The 21,884-nt window shown below is 41.6% G+C and carries 14 protein-coding genes; 8 read left to right on the top strand and 6 right to left on the bottom strand.

Features of this window, described 5'->3' with window-relative positions; all coding sequences use genetic code 11:
* Positions 1-12 precede the first annotated feature (12 nt).
* Both nagE and ptsP read right to left on the bottom strand, forming a co-directional pair.
* Positions 13-1,731 (bottom strand): N-acetylglucosamine-specific PTS transporter subunit IIBC, encoded by a 1,719-nt coding sequence (gene nagE / locus KXV15_RS12130; RefSeq protein WP_240008475.1) that lies wholly within the window; start codon positions 1,729-1,731, stop codon positions 13-15.
* Complete coding sequence (gene ptsP / locus KXV15_RS12125) at positions 1,718-4,231, bottom strand: phosphoenolpyruvate--protein phosphotransferase (RefSeq protein WP_240008474.1); 2,514 nt, start codon at positions 4,229-4,231, stop codon at positions 1,718-1,720. The genes nagE and ptsP overlap by 14 nt, the downstream gene beginning before the upstream one ends.
* A gap of 282 nt (positions 4,232-4,513) precedes the next feature.
* Here ptsP and KXV15_RS12120 point away from each other — a divergent pair, with 282 nt between their 5' ends.
* The 6 genes from KXV15_RS12120 (at position 4,514) to KXV15_RS12095 (ending at position 14,207) form a co-directional block, all read left to right on the top strand.
* Positions 4,514-5,260, top strand: a complete 747-nt coding sequence (locus KXV15_RS12120; protein WP_240008473.1) for a GntR family transcriptional regulator — start codon at positions 4,514-4,516, stop codon at positions 5,258-5,260.
* A complete protein-coding gene (locus tag KXV15_RS12115; protein WP_240008472.1) occupies positions 5,253-6,296 on the top strand; it encodes an SIS domain-containing protein in 1,044 nt (347 codons plus the stop codon). The genes KXV15_RS12120 and KXV15_RS12115 overlap by 8 nt, the downstream gene beginning before the upstream one ends.
* 18 nt (positions 6,297-6,314) lie before the next feature.
* A complete protein-coding gene (locus KXV15_RS12110; protein ID WP_240008471.1) occupies positions 6,315-7,154 on the top strand; it encodes an endonuclease/exonuclease/phosphatase family protein in 840 nt (279 codons plus the stop codon).
* 635 nt (positions 7,155-7,789) lie between these two features.
* Positions 7,790-10,567, top strand: a complete 2,778-nt coding sequence (locus KXV15_RS12105; RefSeq protein WP_240008470.1) for a TonB-dependent receptor — start codon at positions 7,790-7,792, stop codon at positions 10,565-10,567.
* A gap of 76 nt (positions 10,568-10,643) precedes the next feature.
* Positions 10,644-13,085 carry a beta-N-acetylhexosaminidase gene (locus KXV15_RS12100; RefSeq protein WP_240008469.1) on the top strand — a complete coding sequence of 814 codons (2,442 nt, stop codon included), beginning with the start codon at positions 10,644-10,646 and terminating at the stop codon, positions 13,083-13,085.
* 3 nt (positions 13,086-13,088) lie between these two features.
* Entirely contained in the window at positions 13,089-14,207 is a 1,119-nt protein-coding gene (locus tag KXV15_RS12095) for an acyltransferase family protein (RefSeq protein ID WP_240008468.1), read from the top strand.
* A 156-nt stretch (positions 14,208-14,363) separates the two neighbouring features.
* Here KXV15_RS12095 and dgcA read toward each other — a convergent pair whose 3' ends face one another.
* Genes dgcA through KXV15_RS12075 form a run of 4 tightly spaced genes read right to left on the bottom strand, consistent with a single transcriptional unit; the run spans position 14,364 to position 18,800 of the window.
* On the bottom strand, positions 14,364-15,362 hold the full coding sequence (dgcA, locus tag KXV15_RS12090) for an N-acetyl-D-Glu racemase DgcA (RefSeq protein WP_240008467.1): 999 nt from the start codon (positions 15,360-15,362) through the stop codon (positions 14,364-14,366).
* Positions 15,363-15,373: 11 nt separating this feature from the next.
* Positions 15,374-16,249 carry a MurR/RpiR family transcriptional regulator gene (locus KXV15_RS12085; RefSeq protein WP_240008466.1) on the bottom strand — a complete coding sequence of 292 codons (876 nt, stop codon included), beginning with the start codon at positions 16,247-16,249 and terminating at the stop codon, positions 15,374-15,376.
* 35 nt (positions 16,250-16,284) lie between these two features.
* Positions 16,285-17,289 (bottom strand): N-acetyltransferase DgcN family protein, encoded by a 1,005-nt coding sequence (locus KXV15_RS12080; protein WP_240008465.1) that lies wholly within the window; start codon positions 17,287-17,289, stop codon positions 16,285-16,287.
* 29 nt (positions 17,290-17,318) lie between these two features.
* Positions 17,319-18,800 carry an N-acyl-D-amino-acid deacylase family protein gene (locus KXV15_RS12075; RefSeq protein WP_240008464.1) on the bottom strand — a complete coding sequence of 494 codons (1,482 nt, stop codon included), beginning with the start codon at positions 18,798-18,800 and terminating at the stop codon, positions 17,319-17,321.
* 563 nt (positions 18,801-19,363) lie between these two features.
* On the opposite strand from KXV15_RS12075, the gene KXV15_RS12070 reads away from it, so the two are divergent.
* A complete protein-coding gene (locus KXV15_RS12070; protein ID WP_240008463.1) occupies positions 19,364-21,160 on the top strand; it encodes an NAD(P)H-dependent oxidoreductase subunit E in 1,797 nt (598 codons plus the stop codon).
* Complete coding sequence (locus tag KXV15_RS12065; protein ID WP_240008462.1) at positions 21,160-21,882, top strand: 2Fe-2S iron-sulfur cluster-binding protein; 723 nt, start codon at positions 21,160-21,162, stop codon at positions 21,880-21,882. The genes KXV15_RS12070 and KXV15_RS12065 overlap by 1 nt, the downstream gene beginning before the upstream one ends.
* Positions 21,883-21,884: the final 2 nt, after the last annotated feature.

Genomic DNA, 21,884 nt, shown 5'->3' with positions numbered 1-21,884 from the left:
AAATTGGGATTATTAGGCTTTATCAATTAGCAAATGATATTTACCGTTTTGAGAAACCACCCACTTATTCTTTGCAACCTTATCAATATCCGCAGTTTTTACCAATCCATTGTCGATTGGTTGTAAAATAATACGGCCTTCGCGATAAATTATTGGTGCAAGGTTTTGTTTGCCACCGAATGCCGCAAGTATGGCGTCATCTATTTTGAACTGGTTTTTATTTGGCTCAACTTCTTTTGAGGTTGCCGGCGCATTTAATTGCCCCAATTTACCTTGCAAAGATGCGCGAATTTCACCCGCAATTGCATCCGCTTTTGGGCCAATAACAACTTGAACCGTATTTTTATCAAGCCGCATAACCGCAATCGCACCGATTTCTTTTAACGCTTTGTCGTTTACATCGGCATTATCATTTACTTTTAGCCGTAGGCGCGTTGTGCAGGCGTCAACTGTTACAAGGTTCTTTGCACCGCCCAAAGCCGCAACATAGCTCTCGGCGATAGATGAATCATCATGCGATTTTACTTGTGTATTTTCACCATCATTACTGTCAATCTCGCGCCCTGGGGTCATAAGATTGAATTTTCTAATAAAGAAACTGAAACTGAAATAATAAATTACCGAATAAGCCAAACCGATTGGAATTAGCATCAATGGCTTGGTTGCTAGTTTAAAGTTTAGGACATAATCAAATAGCCCCGCCGAAAAGCCAAAGCCAAGGCGAACCCCCAATATATCCATTATCGCCATTGAAATACCAGTAAGCCCCGCGTGAACAGCATATAATGCCGGCGCCAAAAACATAAAGGTAAATTCAATTGGTTCAGTAACACCAGTTAAAAATGAGGTTAGCGCAAGTGATATAAACATACCCGCAAGACCGCGCCTTTTTTCTGGCAATGCCGCACGATACATGGCAAGGCACGCCGCGGGCAGACCAAACATCATAACCGGGAAAAAGCCTGACATGAATTTTCCGGCGGTCGGATCACCGGCAAAAAAGCGGTTCAAATCACCGGTAACGCCATTATAGTCGCCAATAATAAACCATGCCAAATTATTTAAAACATGGTGTAATCCCGTAACAATAAGTAGGCGATTTAAAACACCATAGGCAAAAAGACCAACTGGCCCCGCTTTTACGACCCACTCGCTTAAAGCATCAATGAATTTTTCAAGATATTCAAAGCCAAAGCCAAATAGCATCGCACCCAAAATTCCGGCAAAACCTGCCGCAATCGGGACAAACCTTCTGCCACCAAAGAATGCCAGATATTCAGGAACTTTGATATTATAATAACGATTATATAAAAATCCGGCTGTTAAGCCTGATAAAATACCGGCGGGAACAGAGAGTTTTGCAATCTCTTTATTTTTCCACGCCTCTATTAATGCCTTGGATATATCGGGACTGGTTGCAAGTTTGGTAACATCTGCTGGTGCTGACAGAAGGGTTTTTGCCCCCTCGGTAAGCACAACAAAAGCAACCGCACCTGCAAGACCTGCTGCACCGTTATTTTCCTTGGCAATTCCAACCCCGACCCCAATCGCGAACAATAACCCCAAATGACTAAAAATCGCATTGCCTGCGGCGGCAATGAATGGGATATTTAATAAATCAGCCTGTCCAAGGCGTAACAATAGACCTGCCACTGGCAAAACTGCAATCGGAAGCATAAGTGCGCGACCAATTGATTGGAAATTGGCGAGTAAATTACTAAATATTTTCATGATTTACCTCACCTAAATTTCCTTTTGCCAAAACTTGTCTAACCTCGTCTGCGGTGGTTGCTTTTAATGCCCTTTGTGCGATTGCAACGCATTCAGGCATCTTCAACTCTCTTACCCGCTTCTTTATTTGTCTTATCATTGAAATTGGCACTGATAATTCAGTTATACCAAGCCCAATCAATATGGGAATTGCCAAAGGTATGGATGCCACGCCGCCGCAAACCCCAATCCATTTATTATTTGCTTTTGCCCCCTGTGCGGCAAGCGCAATTAGATTTAATACCGCCGGATGAAGGCTATCCGCACGCGATGCCAATTGTGGATTTCCCCTATCAATCGCCAATGTATATTGCGTAAGATCATTACTCCCGACCGATAAGAAATCAGCTTCTATTGCCAAATTTGACGCCATAACCGCAGCGGATGGGGTTTCAACCATAATGCCAACCGATATTTTTGATTGAATGCCGCATTCCAATGCCACTTCGTCAATAATTTTTCGCGCGGCACGGAATTCAAAAACATCAATAATCATTGGCAACATGATACGACATTGTGTGGAAGGTACAGATTTAATGATGGCGCGAATTTGGGTTTTGAATAATTCGACATTTTCAAGCTGATAGCGAATTCCGCGCATTCCTAATGCTGGGTTTTCCTCAATTGGGAATGGCAAATATGGAATTGGCTTATCGCCACCAATATCAAGAGTGCGTACGATTAATGGGCGATTATCCAATGATTTTGCAATTGCCGATAATGCCGCCATTTGTTCGGATTCATTTGGTGCGGTATCGCGTTCCATGAATAGAAATTCGGTACGCAATAGCCCGCAGCCTTCCGCGCCATTTTCAACTGCTTTGGTGGCTTCTTCAGTTGACGCAAGATTGGCAAAAACTTCAATCCTTGTGCCGTCTGCCATTACGCAATCAATTTTCGCGTTCTTTGCCTCTAGTTCGGCATTTGCTTCTAATTCAGCAATTATTTTGCGGGCAGATTTGATTTCATCTTTTGTTGGGCTTGGGTTTAAAAAACCTTCATCTGTATTAACAATAATCAATTGCGAATTAGCGATATTGGATAATTTATCGCCAATTGCCACCAGCATTGGAATGCCGAATGAGGCTGATAAAATTCCAACATGGGCGGTTGGGCCGCCGAATTTAGTGCAAATTGCTTTGATATTTTTATGGTTTAAGCCCAAGAATTGTGATGGCAATAAATCATCGGCAATCAGGATAATTTCTTTGTCATCAGGGATTTTTGCAGCTTTTGTGGTTTCGCCACAAAGTGCATGAATGATTTGATGTTCCAAATCTCGTAAGTCTGATGCCCGTTCACGCACTTTTTGCGATTCTGATGCTTTGAAGGCATCTTCTTGTAGGCGTGATGATTTGCGCCATGCCTCAGGCGCACTCAAACCATTATTTAAATATTTATCGGCAGTTTCATTAAGTTCTGGATCTTGAAGAATTTCAATATGCGCCAAAGCGATTGTTTTCGCCGGCCCTTTGTATGATTTTACATTGGCTTCAAGTTGATTAATAACCGTATTAATTGCGCTAGTTAAATTATCACGCTCAGTCTGATAACCTTTACCATTTTCATCAAATACATTTTCGGCTTCGCCAAAAACAAACGCCTCACCAATTGCATAGCCGCTTGCAGCGCTTACGCCATATAAAAAATTAGGGTTTTGATTTTCGGGTTTTTCTTGACGTGATGCGTGTTGTATTTCTTCGCTATCTTCTGTGATGCCATGTTTAATTAGTTCAATCATTGCCGAGAGGGCTTTTGGGGAATCCGCGCCATTGGCAATAATTTCAATCTCGTCACCATTTTTTGCATTCAATGAGATAAGTGCAACAATACTATTGGCGCGTGCCGCTTTTTGGTTAGCTTGAATTGTGATTTCAGATTTAAACTGGCGCGCCAATTGCGCGATTGTGCCCGCTGGTCGTGCATGAATACCATGCGGCAAAGACAGAACCACCTTCTCGCTTACGGCATTATCTTGATTTAATATCTTTTCGCCGGTGGTATTTTCACTTGTTGAATCTTCAAACTCAAACAAGGCGTCACCTGCCGCAATTTGGCAATTTGTTTTTATGTTTTTTAGTTTTGCCTGCGGATCCATAACGATTATTGGCGTAATAAGGCTAGGCGCATTTTCGCCAACAAAATCCATATCAAAGGTAATTAGTTTTTCGCCAGTTTTAACATTATCGCCAATTGCCACATGGGTATTGAACCCAGCACCTTTTAACCCAACAGTATCAATCCCGATGTGAATTAATATTTCATCGCCGGTTTGGGTTTTTAAAATTATTGAATGACCTGTTGGCGCGACATTTGTAATCACACCATCACACGGCGCGTATAATTCATTGTCTAGCGGCTCAATAGCGACACCTTTGCCCATTAATTCTTGCGCAAAGGCGGCATCCGAAGTTTCACTTAATGGCCTTACCCACCCTTTAAATGGCGATTTAATTATCAAATCACTATTCCTTATATTTTTTATCGAGCCGGATTGTTTAACGAGATACACTTTAATGTATGTTATAAAACTATAAACATAATTTCATACCATTGCAATACCATTTTGATTTAATTAAATACAGTTTTAGGGAAAATATTTTTAAAACATAATCAATAAGAATGTTATTATGTATGAATATCGGTGCTATATGTGCTGCACAGAAAATAATTAACCGCCATGCACTTGAAATTGGTTATTTATTGGTTATAGTATGCAAATCACGATAGTAACGGATTAACAATGGCAAGCAAAATGAATTTCTCACAAACCATTGGCAAGCAAATAATTAAAGGCAAAGCGCCATTATATTTGCAATTACAAGAAGCCATTAGGACGGCAATTAATGACAAGACCCTTTTGCCACGTGAAGCTCTTCCTCCGGAGCGCGACCTTGCCGAAGAGCTTGGTATTTCTCGTATTACTGTTCGCAATGCCATAAGCGGCCTTGTAAAAGATGGCCTTTTAGCGCGCAAACAGGGTAATGGAACCTTTGTATCGAGCCGAGTGGAAAAGCAATTTGCCCTTCTTTCCTCATTTACCGAAGATATGGCAGGGCGCGGCCTTGTTGCCGACAGCAAGTGGCTATTAAAAACCAAAGGCCCAGTTACACCAGATGAAGCGCTTTTGATGGGGCTTCGCCTTGGTGCGCAAGTTTATCGTTTCAATAGGTTGCGCCTTGCTGATGGTAGCCCAATGTCAATTGAACATTCGCTTATTTCTGCGGACGCATTACAAAGCGAACTTGACGTTGTCGATTCACTTTATAAGGCACTTGAAGCAAGCGGGCATCGCCCCGTGCGCGCGTTACAAAGACTGCGCGCATTACATTTAAACAAAGACCAAGCCGAGCTTTTGGAAACCGAACCAGGCGCAGCAGGTCTTTTCGTTGAGCGTCATGGCTATGATTCCAATGGCTCAACGATTGAAATCTCAAAAAGCTGGTATCGTGGTGATTCCTATGACTTTGTGGCGGAACTAAATGCATAAAAAAACAATCAATCCAAACACAACATTAATGTTTAAAGAGGCCGAAGAGGCAAACCAAGCTGTTGCGCACCAAATTGCCAACAACAAAGAAATTGTAAAACAAATTGCGCAAAAATATTCAAATAATTTGCCTGAATTAATTGTTACATGTGCGCGCGGCAGTTCTGATCATGCGGCAACATTTGGTAAATATGTTTTTGAAACCAGATTGGGGATTTTGACATCTTCATTAGCGCCATCAGTTTCATCAATTTATAAAAAAGAGCTAAGCATTAAAAACGCGCTTTGCATTGCAATATCGCAATCTGGCAAAAGCCCTGATTTATTATCGGTTATGAATTCATCGAAAGAGCAGGGGTTGGCAACGCTGGCGCTGGTTAATGATACTACCTCCCCACTTGCAAGCCTTTGTGACGATACATTCCCGCTTTGTGCCGGCCCTGAAAAAAGCGTTGCTGCGACCAAAAGCTTTATCGCATCACTTACCGGGGTTTTGGAAATTGGTCAGGCATTGAACCCAGATGCGTTTAAAGACACTGACATCGCATCAATACCTGCATTATTAAAGCAAAGTTTTGAATGCGATTGGACGCCTTTATTAGAAGCCTTAAAAGATGCCGAGGGTCTTTATACAATTGGTAGGGGGCCAGCATTAGGGATTGCCAATGAGGCGGCATTAAAATTCCAAGAAACATGTGGCCTACATGCGCAGGCGTACAGCTCTGCAGAAGTGCGTCACGGTCCAATGGCTTTGGTGAAAGAAGACTTTCCAGTTATTGTTTTCTACCAAGATGATGAAAGCGCGCCAAGCGTTAAAGAAAGCATTATTGAACTTGCAAAATATAGCAAAAAAATCTTTGTCATTGGTACAGAAATCGAAGGCACGCATACTTTGCCTTCAATTAAATCATCGCCACTGATTACACCAATTTTGCAAATTCAATCACTTTATAAAATGATTAATTCACTTTCTATTGCCCGTGGTTATGATCCCGATCGACCAGTAAGCCTAAAGAAAGTTACCGAAACGATATAAATTATTAGGATTTGTGGCATGGCTATTAAACCAATTCATAGTGCATTTTCATTGGTATTATTAGCCTTTGCTTGTGGTTGCGCTAGCGTGCCAAGCCCTAAAGAATATATAAAAATTATGTCGTTTAATATCAGATGCGGGGTATGTGAGGACGCAAACGACCCCAATAACTGGTCAAAGCGCAAGTTTTTGGTTGCCAAAATTCTTGATGAAGAAAAACCAGATATTATTGCAACCCAAGAAGCCGAAGACTACCAAGCGGAAGATATGGCAAAATTTGCCAATTTTTCACATTATGGCATTGGACGTGAAGAGGGCGAAAAGGGGGAAAGAAATGCAATATTATGGAACCCCAAACGCTTCACGGCATTAAAGACCCAAACTATTTGGTTAAACCCAAATGGCGATAAATTTAAACTTGGGTGGGATGCGGATTGGGTTCGCACACTAACCATGATTGAGTTCCAAGATATAAAAACAAAAACGACATTTTGGGTATTTGATGCCCACCTTGATAATGAAGGTAAAATTGCCAGAGTTGAAGGCGCAAAAATAATTATTGAACAAGCAAAAATTCGCGCGCCAGAACCAATAATCTTAATGGGTGATTTGAATGATGTTGCCGGCTCTGATGCATATTTAACCCTTTCCAGCACCTTGCACCCGATTACAAATTATGCACCAGACGATTACACCTTTAACGGATTTGGTAAAGATGCCAAAAAAGGGTTTGCAATAGATCATATTTTCACAAATTTTGATGCGCAGGAAAATGGTTTTAAAATAATTACCAAAAACTTTAATGGGCTATACCCGTCTGACCATTTCCCAATCGTTGTAAATTTGAAAATCGATTAAAGTTCCAGCGATTGGTATTATTGCAAAATTTGTCGATTTTATAGTGTCTGCGATAGTATGGTTAAGTGCAAAACCATATTAATTCTTTGGGTTTTGTGATGGTATTTATAGTGTCCTCACGTTTCCATTTATAAATATTGTTATAAAACAATAAATTATTGGTGCATCTGGGTGCTTATATCAAATCACTACACTGGTTAAATTTGAGAATTAAAGGCACTGATTTTTAGAGTGTTAATTTTATTGCAACGTCAAATCTGCGCAGTTCGAAAAATGCTATAAATTGGTATTATATTCCCATTACCACCATTGATTGATTTTGGAGAAATCGGGGCGGATGTTTGGCATAAAAAAGTGGCAATACCAATTAATTTTTAGGCAATCGTGAATTTATCATTTTATCCAAATGGTGAAGTAGGTAAAGGCTTTGTTTTTATTAACATTTTTAAAATTACTGCCTGTCAAACTATTTCAATATTGTTGAATATTTCGAAAAAATGCAAAAAAAATTGGTATTGTAATGGTTTTAAATCTTGACGATTTTGGTTTTATCATGTTAGCATCAATCATTCTTTATAAATTCAAAGAATGACGAGTTGAATGGTCTTATTCGCTATGTCGTCGGGGGAAAGAAGATGAGAAAGTATAATCTAATCACAAACAAACAAAGCAGATCAAATGCTTTAATTAACGCAACCTCAATTCTCGCATTGTCGCTTTCTGCGGCATTAGTTGGCGCACCAAATCTGGCACTTGCACAAGATGCAACCAAAGACACAAAAACCGAAGCCGTAAAAGGCGATACCACAAAAGACGATACAGTCGTTGTCGTTGGTATTCGTAAAAGCCTTAGAAAAGCAATTTCTTTAAAACGCGCTAACCTTTCAGTTGTTGAAGTTGCCACCGCTGAAGACATCGGCAAACTTCCCGGCATTTCAATTGCAGAAACCCTTTCACGACTTCCTGGCGTTGCCGTTCAGCGTGTTGATGGGCGCTCACAATCAATTTCAATCCGTGGTATGGGGCCAACATTTGGTGTTACCCTATTGAACGGCATGGAAATGGTATCAACGGGTGATGACCGCTCATTTGAATATGACCAATTCCCAGGCGAATTAACAACTCAATTAACGGTGTATAAAACCCCAGATGCCGCATTAGGCACACAAGGTCTTGCCGGAACAGTTGATATTTCAACGATTGACCCGCTTTTGACAAGTGGCAAGAAATTTAACGTAAGCGCACGTGCCGAGCTTAACTCATATGATAAACTTATCCCTGGCACAAAGAACACTGGTTCACGTTTTTCTGCATCATATATTGATAAGAATGAAGACGGCACATTTGGCGTTGCACTTGGTTACACACGCCTAGATTCGCCAACCTTAAAGAAATATTTTAACCCATGGGATTTTGGTCCTGCTGGATGGTGGCCTGTGGTTGGTGTTCCAGAAGATCAATTGGTTTATGATGGTTTTGAAACCGGCGTCATGGCATGGGATGGCGTTCGTGATAGCATGATGGGGGTTTTTGAATTTAAACCAACCGACAATTTCAAAAGCAAGCTAAATATTTTCCATTCACAATTCAAACAGGATATGAATGGCCGTGAATTAGCGGGCGTTTTGGGTGATTGGGGTCTTGGTAATGTTCCCACTAGCGTCACGCAAAACAATGGTGCAGCTGGCCTTACCGTTCAAAACGTTGCCGCAGCGGTTACAATGCGTGAAGATCATCGCAAAGATGATTTAGATGCCATTAGCTGGACCAATGAATATTATGTTGGCGGTTGGAAATTGCAGGGTGATTTAGCGTATTCAAAAGCAACACGCAAACAAAAAACCTATGAAGTATATGCGGCAACCAAAGATCCAATAACTATGACTGCGGATATTAATTCTGGTTTTGATGGTTTTGGTCAACTTTCTTCTAGCTTTGATTTCGGTAATATCGCAAATTATAATTATGCCTCATATTGGTGGGGCGGCGGCGGCGGATATATTCAAGACGCCCTTATTAATGACGAAATGAAAAATGCCAGATTTTCTGCAAAGCATGATTTCCACTATGGCATTTTCAAAGATTTCGAAGGCGGCATAATTTATTCCGACAGAACAAAGAAGGTTGATTATGTTGGCACTACGATGTTGCTAACAAACCCAACCCAAGATGGTTGTATCCATTATTATGGTGGAAGCTCTGATGGTTGTATGGCAATTCCTGCAAGCATAGTTCAGTCGCCGGTTAACCTTGGTTTCTCTGGCATTCCAAATCTAATAAGCTTCGATGCATCTGATGCCTTAAGCGGTTCTGAATTTATTGCGAGTACGGAACAAAATAAAAACCCGTACTGGAACTATAATATCAACGAAAAAATCACCACCGCCTTTGTAAAATTTGGCCTTGAATTTGATGCTGTAATTCCATTCACTGGAAACATTGGCCTTCAAGCAATTCATACAGAGCAAAGTTCAATTGGAACCAATGACAATGGCGATGGCACAAAATCACTAGTAAGCGTTAAGACAGATTATACCAATTATCTTCCAAGCCTTAACCTAACAGGTGATTTGGGTAATGGTCTTTATCTAAAACTTGCGGCAGCAAAAGTTCAAGCCAGACCGCAATTGGAAATGATGCGTGCCAACTTCTCTGCTGGTGTTGATAATACCACTAAAAAGTGGAGCGGTTCTGGTGGCAACCCAACTTTGGAGCCATGGCGCGCAAATGCCTATGACATTTCATTGGAAAAATATTTCACCAAAGGAACATATTTGGCAATTGCAGGCTTTAGAAAAGACCTAACAACTGCTGTCTTGGAAAACACTATTGAATTTGATTTCAGCGGCTTTAACAACCCAACCTCCATTACGCCAATCAGCAATATCGGGCTTTTGACCGCACCAGCAAATGTGAAAGGTGGCTATATTCAAGGTGTTGAATTTAGTGGTGCAATGGAACTTAGCATAATCGATAAGGCATTTGACGGCTTTGGCGTTCTTGGAAGCTTCTCAAATACAAAATCAAATGTTCCGGGTACGGATATTGATGGTAAACCAACCAATCAACCACTTGATGGTTTGTCTGGTCAAGTTGCCTCTTTGAGTGTTTATTACGAAAACAATGGTTGGCAATTCCGCGTTAGTGACAGGTATCGTTCAGAATTCTCGGCAACACGTCGCAATTCATTCCATGCCGTAATTGATACTATTCGCCCTGAAAATCTTGTTGAATTACAAGCCGGATATACATTCCAAAGTGGTCCACTTCAGGATTTGAATATCCTATTCCAAATCAATAACCTTACAGATGCCGCTTATGTTACTTCACAAACTGCTGAAGGCGTTGAGGCATTAAAAGAGTATCATAAATTTGGACGTCAATATTTGTTGGGCGTAAGCTATAAATTCTAGCTGCTTTAAACTATATAATTAACGCCTGTCTTTCATGGCAGGCGTTAATATAATTATAAAACAGAAGGGAATGGCAATGGTAAGACGTTTATTAATCACAACCGCGATAATTTCGCCGCTTGCCATAATCCCTACAATGTCATTGGCACAAGATATTAACATTGGTGTCGAATGGCAGGCGCAAAAATACGTAACCGAAAATAATCACCATTACACAGAGGCGGCCTTTATAATTACCAATAAGGGCAAACTCCCGATTAATACGAATGATTGGAAACTTTGCTTTTCATCAATTATCGGCGCGAAAACCCTCGCGAATTCGGATATAATTATTGAACCCGTTGCCGGCCCATTATATTGCGCCCGCTTTGTAAATTCTTCAATGCAAATCCCCGTGGGCGCATCGCAGACCATGCGGTTTGAGCATACAGAAACAGTTACCAAAATCGAAAAAGCACCCGTTGCGCCCTATATTGTTTTTGATAATGCGCCCAATAATGGGATTAAAATTCACGATTATAAAACCGCCCCCATAGTGCGCACCAAACAAATTGAAGGTGCAGCAATTGGCACATCAACCATTTTTACACCGCAAGATATTTACATAAAAAACCAAAATATCATCGATATTCCCAAATCAGAATTACCAGCAATCTTTCCATCGCCAAAGGAAAGTGAAACATATGACGGTGAGTTAAGGCTTAATGGCGCACCCACAATTATTGCATCCCCAAAATTAAAGACTGAGGCGGCGTTTGCGTCAAAAATTCTCAAATCTTCATTTAATAAGGATGAGAAGACACAATTCATCAAGCTTGAGATTGCAAAACTAGCCAACCAAAATTCACCCGATGCTTATGAATTGGATATCGATCCCAAAAGTGGAATTAAAATAATTGGTAACAGCCCAAGCGGGGTTTATTACGGCTTACAGTCACTACGCCAACTATTGCCAAATAGCCAAACCGCCCAATATACCCTCCCTGCGCTAAAAATTATTGATGCGCCAGATTTTGAATATCGCGGGCTTTTGGTTGATGTGGCACGCAATTTTCAACCCAAAGAACAAATTCTGCGAACCATTGATATTATGGCGCGCCTAAAACTAAACAAGTTGCACCTACATCTTGTTGATGACGAAGGTTGGCGCCTCGAAATAAAACAAATCCCGGAATTAACCCAAATTGGTGCAAAACGTGGCGAAGGTTTGTGGTATAAAAACCTGCCGTCTGCTTATGGCTCTGGCCCCGATATCAACGACCCACATGGCAGCGGTTTTTACACCCAAAAAGATTTTATTGAAATCTTGCAATATGGGGCAAAAAATCACGTTGAAATCATTCCCGAAATTGAAATGCCGGGGCATTCACGTGCCGCCGTTAAATCAATGGAAGCACGCGCCTTTTTACTTAAGCAAAAAAAATCAAAAGATGCTTCTAAGTTTTTATTGAGCGATCCAGACGACAAATCACAATATCATACCGCCCAAAACTATACCGATGACGTGATGAACCCTGGGCTTGATTCAACATATGTCTTTATAGATACGGTGATTAGCGAGATTGCGGGGCTTTATAAAAAAGCGGGTGTAAAACAGAATATTCTTCATATTGGGGCCGACGAACTTGCGGGTGGCGCATGGGAAAAATCACCAATTGCCATCAATAAAATGAAGGAATTAAAACTTAATTCAACCAATGAATTATGGGACTATTTTTATGACAAGGTAACGAAATCACTTATCAAAAATGGTTTCAAAATTGGGGCATGGGAAGAATTAGGGGTTAAACGCGAAAATACATATCCAATAAACCCCAAATTTTTAGAGCGTAAACCAACCCTATATGTATGGAATAATCTTGAAGGATCCGAAGATCTTGCATACCGTCTTGCAAATGCTGGATATAAAATAGTTTTGGGACCAGTAAGCAATTTCTATTTTGACATGGCCTATAATGAAGACGTCCTAGAGCCGGGGCATAATTGGGGCGGCTATATTGATTTAGAAAAGGCATATGCCTTTAACCCCTATGCCCTTCAGGGAACTGACAAAGAAAACAAAGTCAAATTAAACGATAATGCCAAAGCAAACATTGTCGGTATCGAGGCTATGATGTTTTCTGAAACCATGCGCGACCCTGCACGGATTGATTATATGATGGCGCCGCGCATATTTGCATTGTCGCAAAACGCATGGGCAAGACACGACAATAGTGATGCTAAAAAATGGTCAGTCTTCGCAAATCAATTGGGTAAAAACATTTTACCACAAATTGACGCGCAATTACCGGATTTTTATTACCGCATTGCCCCACCGGGTCTTATGGCCGAAAACAATATTGTATCGGTAAACTACCAATTACCGGGTTTTGAATTGCGCTATACTACCGATGGCACCGAGCCAACAATCAATAGCCAGATTGTAAAAGGCCCAATTACCGATCGTGCCATAATTAATGTATGTGCATTCAATAAAATCGGCAGAAAAAGCCGAACCAGTACAATAGATAACAGGTAAATTATGAGCAAAAACCAATTACAAAATCGCTATTTGGCGATTGATGTTATGCGTGGCATGACTGTGGCATTGATGATTGTGGTCAATATGTCGATTTCAAGCCAATTGTCATATTCACAACTTCTTCACGCCACATGGTTTGGCTTTACATTAACCGATGCAATCTTTCCGACTTTTTTATTTGTTGTTGGCTCATCAATGGCATTTACTATGCCACGCTACGAAAATGGCAACGGGAATGAGCTTTTTATAAAAACAATTAAGCGGGCATTTTTAATTTTTCTGTTCGGTTTTATTGTTTCCAATTTTCCATTTTTTCATTTGAAAAATGGTGAAATTATACTCCAAAGTTTTGACAATTTGCGTTTTCTTGGGGTTTTGCAAAGAATTGGTATTTGTTTTGCCCTTGCCACTTTAATCATTCATTTTACGGGCAAAAAGGGCGCGTTGATTTATTCGATATTATCGCTACCAGTTTATTGGTTTTTGATATCGCAATTTGGCGATTACAGCCTTGAACATAATGCGGCATTAAAATTAGATTTGGCAATCTTTGGCGCAAGCCATCTTTATAAGGGTGAAGGCATCCCATTTGATCCAGAAGGACTTTTGGGAATAATCCCGTCATTGGCAAATCTATTATCGGGCTATTTGGTGGTTAATTTCCTGCGCAACGCCAGTGACAAAAAAAATGCCAATTTCAAAATAATTACTTTGGGAATATTTTTAATTATAATTGGTAATATATGGGCACAATTTTTCCCAATATCTAAAAAGCTATGGACATCATCCTATGTTTGCTTAACCATTGGGATTGATTGTTTGGTATTGGGGCTTTTGGTATATTTTATTGATATATGCGACCTAAAAAAAGGAACATATTATTTCGAAGTATTTGGAAAAAATACTTTATTCATTTATATTTTCGCCGAAATTTTGATGTCCATCTTATGGACAATTCAAATCAATGGCACAGAATTAATGATGGTTATTTATAATGATATATTTGCCAAAGTTGCGCCGATTAAAATTGCATCGCTACTGTTTTCGCTGATGTTCATGCAATTGTGTTGGTTTATCGCATATTGGCTTGATAAAAAGAAAATCTATATCAAAATATAATTTATATTGCGGTTTAGAGACACAACTGACGAACATTCAGAAATGTCATACCTGCCATAAGAGTGCGCAAAATTTTCAAGCAAAACCCCAAGCGGCAATACCGCAAAATGCGTTTTGGCAATTTCGCTTAGCATATCAAAAGATTTTTAATTAATTTTATCCCCATAATTCGGCAATTGGTGGATATACCATTCCATCTTTATAAACCATGCCAAAATCTCTATCCTTTGCCAGAAGCATTGGCCCATCAAGATCGACAAAGCGGGCATATTGCGCAATTAAATGGGCCGGCGCCATCGCAAGTGAGGTTGCCGCCATACAGCCAACCATAATCCCAAGCCCGGCATCCTTTGCGGCATTAACAAGCGCCAATGCTTCGGTAAGGCCGCCGGTTTTATCAAGTTTGATGTTTATATATTGATAGCGCCCCAAAACATATTCCAATGACGAACAATCAAGACAGGTTTCATCGGCACATAATGGAACCGGACTTTTGAAACCCAATAATTCCTTATCCGCGCCAAATAACAACGGTTGCTCAATAAGCATTACATCAAGTTCAGATAATTTATCGGTCATTTTCCGAAGCAATTCCAAATCCCAACCGCCATTGGCATCCACAATCAATTCAGCATCAGGGCGCGCAGCGCGAATTGCGCGAACTCGTTCAATATCAAGGTCGGCCTCGATACCGCCCAATTTAATTTTAAAGCGTGACCAGTCATTTAGGCGCGTCGCTTTTTGCGCCATATATTCGGGTGTTTCTATGCTTAGGGTAAAAACTGTCGGTAGTGGTTTTGGTGTCGCAAGCCCCGCAATTTCCCACACCCTTTTACCGGCCTTTTTTGCGAGCAAATCCCACAGTGCGCAATCAAAAGCATTACGAATTGGGCCTGATGGCAATAATTTATTTAATTCGACACGTGTCATGCCATTGGTGAAATGCGGTGCAAGGCTTTGGGCATATTCAACCGCCTTGTTTAATTCACCTTCATCATATTCATGGGGTTCTGATTCACCGCGTCCAACAAAACCATCAGATGACAATTCAACCACCATCATTTGGCTATGGGTAAAACAATGGCGGGAAATTCGAAACGGTTCTTCTAGCAAATAGCGTTCGGCATAAGCTTTTACTTTTATTGAACCGTTCATACCTTCTCCCTTTATTCGCCGTTTTTATTGCGCGGCGTACGCACGAAACCCGTGAATTCTTCATAAAGTTGGCTAACATCTTCGAGGCGTTTTTCAACATCACGTCCACCGCTATGGCCAACAACGTCATTCACCAACAAATTAACCAAGCCAACCATCGGCACAGCAGAGTGCCAGAATAAATAACCATCGGCGTCTGCGGTTAGAACGTGTTTTGTATAATGTGACGCCCAATCGCATAATGTGTCAGTGATAATAATTAACGGCAAACCGGCCTGTTTTGCCTTTTTTGCTAGGGCTTGTGATTTGCGTGAATAACGGCGAATATCAATAATTATAAGGCAGCGATTTTCAGTATCTTCAAGCAATATATCAACGTAATTGCCTGATGCCCCCTCAACCAATTCTACACCAGGGCGCACATATTGTAATTGATGGGCAAGCAAGGTCGCAATACCGCGTTCGGTTTGAAAACCAATAATTTGCACCCTTTTACTTGATGCGATCTGTGCGATTGCATCACGCCAAACCGCATTTTGCGAACGTTCATAAACGCTTACAAGTAATTCAATTTCGCGTTCAAGGGTTTTACGACGTTTATCACTATCGGTAAAACCTTTGAGAAATTCTTGAAAATCATCGCCCGCCAACCATGGTAAATTTGCCGAACCACGTAAATGTTCTTTTAAATCGCGAAAATGCCTAAATCCAAGCATTCGGCAAAAACGACCAACCGTAACCGAACTTACATCCAAACGTGCCGCGATAGAGGTGGCGGTTTCAAATGGTATCATTTCGCGATTATTTAGCAAAAATAAAGCAATTTGCCGTTCGGAATGCGTGTATTCGTCTAATTCTTCTTCTAATCGCTTTAATAAATCAACCATATTTAATTCCCTTATAAAAGAAATATGCGGTTAATTTACAGATATTTTTCGAGATAGTCCACAATCGCCCCCGCGCCAAAGCGTAGGGGATCGCATGCCGGAAGCCCAGCCTCATCTTCGGCACGTTTTAGTGCATCACGAGCCGCATTTTCATCAAGCAATGAAGTATTCAAACTTACGCCAACGCCGCGCGCTGCAGGATTGGTAAGACGCGCCGCATTAACATGCACTGCTAAGGCATCGGTCAATGATGGGCATGCAAAATCCCCCTCATAACCCACCAATTCTTTGCGACCCTCTTCATGACAAACTACGATTGCATCTGGCTGTGAGCCATGAACCAAGCCCAAAGTTACGCCAGCATAGGCAGGGTGCAGCAATGCACCCTGCCCCTCGATTATGTGCCAATGGTCATCACTTGCCGCCGGTGACAACCACTCGGCTGCACCTGAGATAAAGTCCGCGACCACTGAATCGATTGCTATACCCCGTCCCGTTATCATAATACCGGTTTGTCCCGTTGGGCAGAATGTGGCGTTCAAGCCACGTGCAGTCATTTCTTTTTCAATGCTTAGAGCAGTGTATTTTTTACCGACCGCACAATCAGTTCCGACAGTAAGCAGGCGTTTACCGCTTCGTTTAACGCCTGTACCAGGGCTGAATTTGATATTAGGGCGACGCAAATCATAAAGCGTTACGCCGCTTAATTTTGCTTGGCCTGCGATTTCTTCATTATCGGCAAGACGTTCGTGCAGACCAGCAGCAACATTTAAACCAGCTTTTAAAGCCGCAATAATATGGGGTATCCATTTTTCGGCGATAAAACCACCATCATTGGCAATGCCAATAACCATAGTTTTAATTCCTTTTGCCACCGCCTCATCAAAGCCAAGATTTGGTAGTCCTAAATCAACGCCGCAATTTTCAAGGCGGTATTGACCGGCGCAATCTTTTGCGCGCCATTCAGCAAGCCCAGATGCAGTTTTCGCCCAGCTTATATCAGGTGCATCACCTAAAAATAAAATATATGGTGCTTCCATAAAATCCCCCGATTTATTTAGTATTTAAATTATTTTGTTCCAACACGACGAATAATTTGCCCCGGTCTTTCGCCTGTTGGTTTGCCGTCTTTGAAAACGGGTGTGCCGTAAACCCAAACCTCATTCACACCATCGGCAATTGCCGCAGGATTTTGAAAGGTTGCGTTGTCTTTAATTTTCTTTGCATCAAATAAAACTAAATCAGCGACCATACCTTTTGCGATTTTACCCCTATCTGTAAAACCCATATGAGCCGCCGCAAGACCAGTCATTTTATACACTGCTGTCTCTAGGCTCATTTGCTTTCTATCTCTTACGAGCCATGCAATTACGCGCGCAAAAGACCCTGAACCACGTGGGTGCATATCAACAATACGACCGTCGGAACAAATATTTGAATATTTCCAACCAATAAGTTTTGCCACGTCATCATCACTCATGGCGCGCCCCATTACGCCAGAGCCTTTGCCCATTGCAGCCGCCTCAATATTCAAATCAAGGAAAGTTGTAACATCATCTTTGCCACGCAATTTAGCAATATCGGCAACAGATTTACCGATATAGGATTGGTCTGGTGGGAAATTGGTGATGATTAAACCGTCTGGTTTAGCAAGGTGAGTTAATGCAAATTCTGCGGCCTTGCGATCTGTAAAGTCGCGCTGTGGCAACAATACATCAAGGCTAGATTGCCAATAAGTATATGGGTAAACATCGGCGGTTATATCAATGCCTTCGGCACGCGCCTTGTTTAATTTAGCGATAACTTTATCGGCCTGTCCCCATTTATCGACCATAGCAATCTTTAGGTGGGAAATTTGCACGGGTAATTTTGCCTGACGACCAATTTCAATTACTTCGTCAATTGCTGCGTCAAGCTCGACATCTTCACTGCGCATGTGGCTTATGTAACGACCACCATATTTGGCGGCAACTTTTGCCAATGCGATAACCTCTTCATGGGTGGAATAAATTCCGGGATCATATTCAAGACCAGTTGAAATCCCCAATGCCCCTTCTTTCATTGCGCCTTCGACAAGCGCTTCCATCTTTGTAATCTCTTCTGGGGTTGCCGCACGTTTATAATCAGCACCCATAACAGCACCGCGCACAGTGCCATGCCCAACATAACTTGCAAAATTGATAGTTGAGGGATTGGTTTTGCGGGCATCAAAAAATGTACTTAAAGGAAGCGCGCTATCGCCATCTTCACCAACCACAACGGTTGTTACACCCTGATTAATTGCGGCAAGCGCATCAGGTCGTTTATCAACGTGTCGATCGTGGTGGCTATGAGTATCTATAAAGCCAGGGGCAAGTGTTAAGCCCTTGCCATTAATTATAATATCATCTTTGTTCGGGGTGCATTTGCCAACGCAGATAATATGACCATTATCAATGCGCACATTGCCAACCCGCGCTTTTGCGCCCGTGCCATCAACAATGCTTGCATTTACAATTGATGTCGCGTTTTGCGCCATTGCAAAAGAGCCACAAGAAAGCACTATTGCCATACTTATTAAACTAGCAGAAATACGCATTTCACACCTTCCACGAAACGCAAAAGCAAAATAATCAACAAATTAATTATAATGTTAGTTTTCTGTCATGGATTCAAAAAATGCGCAAGTAAATATTGCTGCATACGAAAAATATGTAATTTTTACATGGTTTTAAAATAATGATTCTTTTGGTGGCAATCAGCTTTTTTGCTAGGCAAAATTCAAAATTTAATTGTTATTGCTAAACGCTAGCATTTATTTTTATAAAATCAACAGTTTTTCAATCTCAATCTCGGGACAAGACAGCTGAGACCGATAGTCGCAGATAAGAAATTGGAAAAATTTAAAACGAAAAATTTCCATATAAAAATAATGGAAATTGTCAAATATTTCGCATTGCATTCAATGAGTTATGCGAATTCAGCACGGCTAAATTCTTGATTATGCATAAGTTTTTTCTAATATTATTATAAAAGAAAATCAATGTGCATAGCGTTTGCTAAACAAATCTTTCTTTGCATAATCGCGCAAAATTTAAGGGGGCCAAAAGATGCCCTCTATATTAGGAGGAAGTCTTGACGCACCTCACATTGTCGCTTGTTGAAATTGCTACCCCGATTCTTGACCGTCACCACAATGACCCGACAAGATTATTACAAATATTGCACGATATACAGGATGAATTAGACTATATTTCACCTGAAACCATGGAATATCTTGCGAATAAATTAGAAATTCCAATAACCAGGGTCCAAAGTGTTGTTGAATTTTATTCATTTTTCCATGCAAAGCCGAATGGAAAATTCCGCATTCTATTTTCCGATAATATTACCGACCGCATGCTGGGCAATAAGGACTTGTTTGACCATATGCTTAACCGCCTCCACCTTGAGCCAGATACAGTTTCTGAAGATGGCCTTGTAAGTGTTGGTATGACATCATGCACCGGTATGTGCGATCAAGGCCCCGCGCTTTTGATTAACAATATGCCGATTACCCATCTTACACCGCGCCGTATTGACGAAATATGTGACCTTGTAAAAAGCGGACTTCCTGTTTCAAACTGGCCATCACATTATTTCAAAGTCGATAATAATATTCGCCGTGCCGATGAATTATTGGCAACCGCATATAATATGGGCGATGCCATCAAGGCCGCAGTTGCCAAAGGCGCACAAGGAATGCTTGATGAAATGAAGCGTTCAAACCTTCGTGGTCGCGGTGGTGCAGGTTTCACAACAGGTGTCAAATGGGAATTATGCCGTAATTCACAAAGTGATGAACGATTTATTGTTTGCAACGCCGATGAAGGTGAACCTGGCACATTTAAAGACCGTGTATTGCTACAATCATTTGCGGGTCACGTGTTTGAAGGCATGACAATTGCCGGATTTACCACAGGTGCAAAACAAGGGTTTGTTTATTTGCGCGCCGAATACAAATATCTTGTAAAATCTTTGCAAATATTCCTAGAAAATATGCGCGCAGCAGGGTTTTTGGGGCAGAACATTCTTGGAATAGATGGTTTTGATTTTGACATTGAAATCCACCTTGGCGCCGGCGCATATGTATGCGGCGAAGAAACCGCACTTATTGAATCCTTGGAGGGGAAAGCAGGGCGCCCAAGAATTCGCCCACCATTCCCCGTGACTTGTGGTTATAAAAACAAACCAACCGTGGTCAATAACGTTGAAACCCTTTGTAAAGTTACAGAAATCGCAAGACGTGGCGGTGCGTGGTATGAGGGTCGCGGCACACGCCAATCAACCGGTACAAAACTATTGTCGGTTTCTGGTGATTGCGCCCGTCCGGGAATTTATGAATTCCCATTTGGGGTTAGAATTTCCGACGTCCTTGAAGAATGCGGCGCAAAAGATGTTATTGCGGTGCAGATAAGTGGTGCGGCGGGTGTATGCCTAGCACCCCACGAATTCCACCGCCGCATTGCCTTTGAAGATGTGCCAACCGCTGGCTCATTCATGATATTTGGCAAAGACCGCGATATGTTTGAAGTGGCACTAAATTTTGCCGAGTTTTTTGCCCATGAAAGTTGCGGTTTCTGTTCACCATGTCGGATTGGCACTTCATTGGTCAAAGACATGATGCAAAAAATTGCCGTAGGACGTGGAACAAAATACGAAATCAACGAAATTCAGCGCCTACGCGATCAAATGAAGAATTTCGCCCATTGCGGTCTGGGGCAAACGGCGGGCAATGCCATTTGCGACTGTATTACTAAATTCCGTCCGGCATTTGATAAACATCTTTCTAGCCGCGATTTCTTACCAGCCTTTGATTTGGAATTATCACTTGCCCGTTCCCGCGAGGTAACGCACCGTGACGATGCCGATGCACATCTTGGAGCAAAATAATGAGCGAGATTGCAAATACATTCACCCTTGACGGTCAGATTGTTCAATTTACGCCAGGGCAAACAATTTTAGAGGCCGCACTTGATGCCGGTCTTTATATCCCACACCTTTGTTTTAATCCTGAGTTAAAACCACATGGTAGCTGTAAATTATGCACCGTCATTGTTAATGGTCGTTCTGGCTCTGCCTGCACCATAAAGGCAATGCCCGGCCAAGAAGTACAAAGCAGCACACCAGAATTAGACGGCAGACGCAGATTGCAATTGCAAATGATTTTTGTCGAAGGCAACCACTTCTGCCCCGGATGCGAAAAAAGCGGAAATTGTAAATTACAGGCGGTCGCATACGACCTTGAAATGCTAAACCCACACTTCCCGCATTTCTTTCCAGAGCGTCCGATTGATGCCTCGCACCCTGATGTAATGATTGATTTCAACCGCTGCATCCTTTGCGAACAATGCGTGCAAACAAGCCGCGATGTCGATGGCAAAAATATCTTTGCTTTGGCGGGACGGGGGATGAAATCACACCTCGTTATTAATTCGCCATCTGGCAAATTGGGCGATACCGATTTCGCATTAACCGATAAAGCGGCACATGTTTGCCCCGTTGGTGCAATTTTGGAAAAACGTGTCGGTTACGCGAAACCAATTGGTGAACGTAAATATGATGAACAAACCATCCGTGAACAAATCGCAGCGGATGCAGAGGGGGGATTATAATC

The sequence above is a fragment of the Pseudaquidulcibacter saccharophilus genome, from assembly GCF_019455445.1.
In the GTDB taxonomy this organism is placed as follows: domain Bacteria; phylum Pseudomonadota; class Alphaproteobacteria; order Caulobacterales; family Aquidulcibacteraceae; genus Pseudaquidulcibacter; species Pseudaquidulcibacter saccharophilus.
This window is presented reverse-complemented; position numbering and strand designations above follow the sequence as displayed.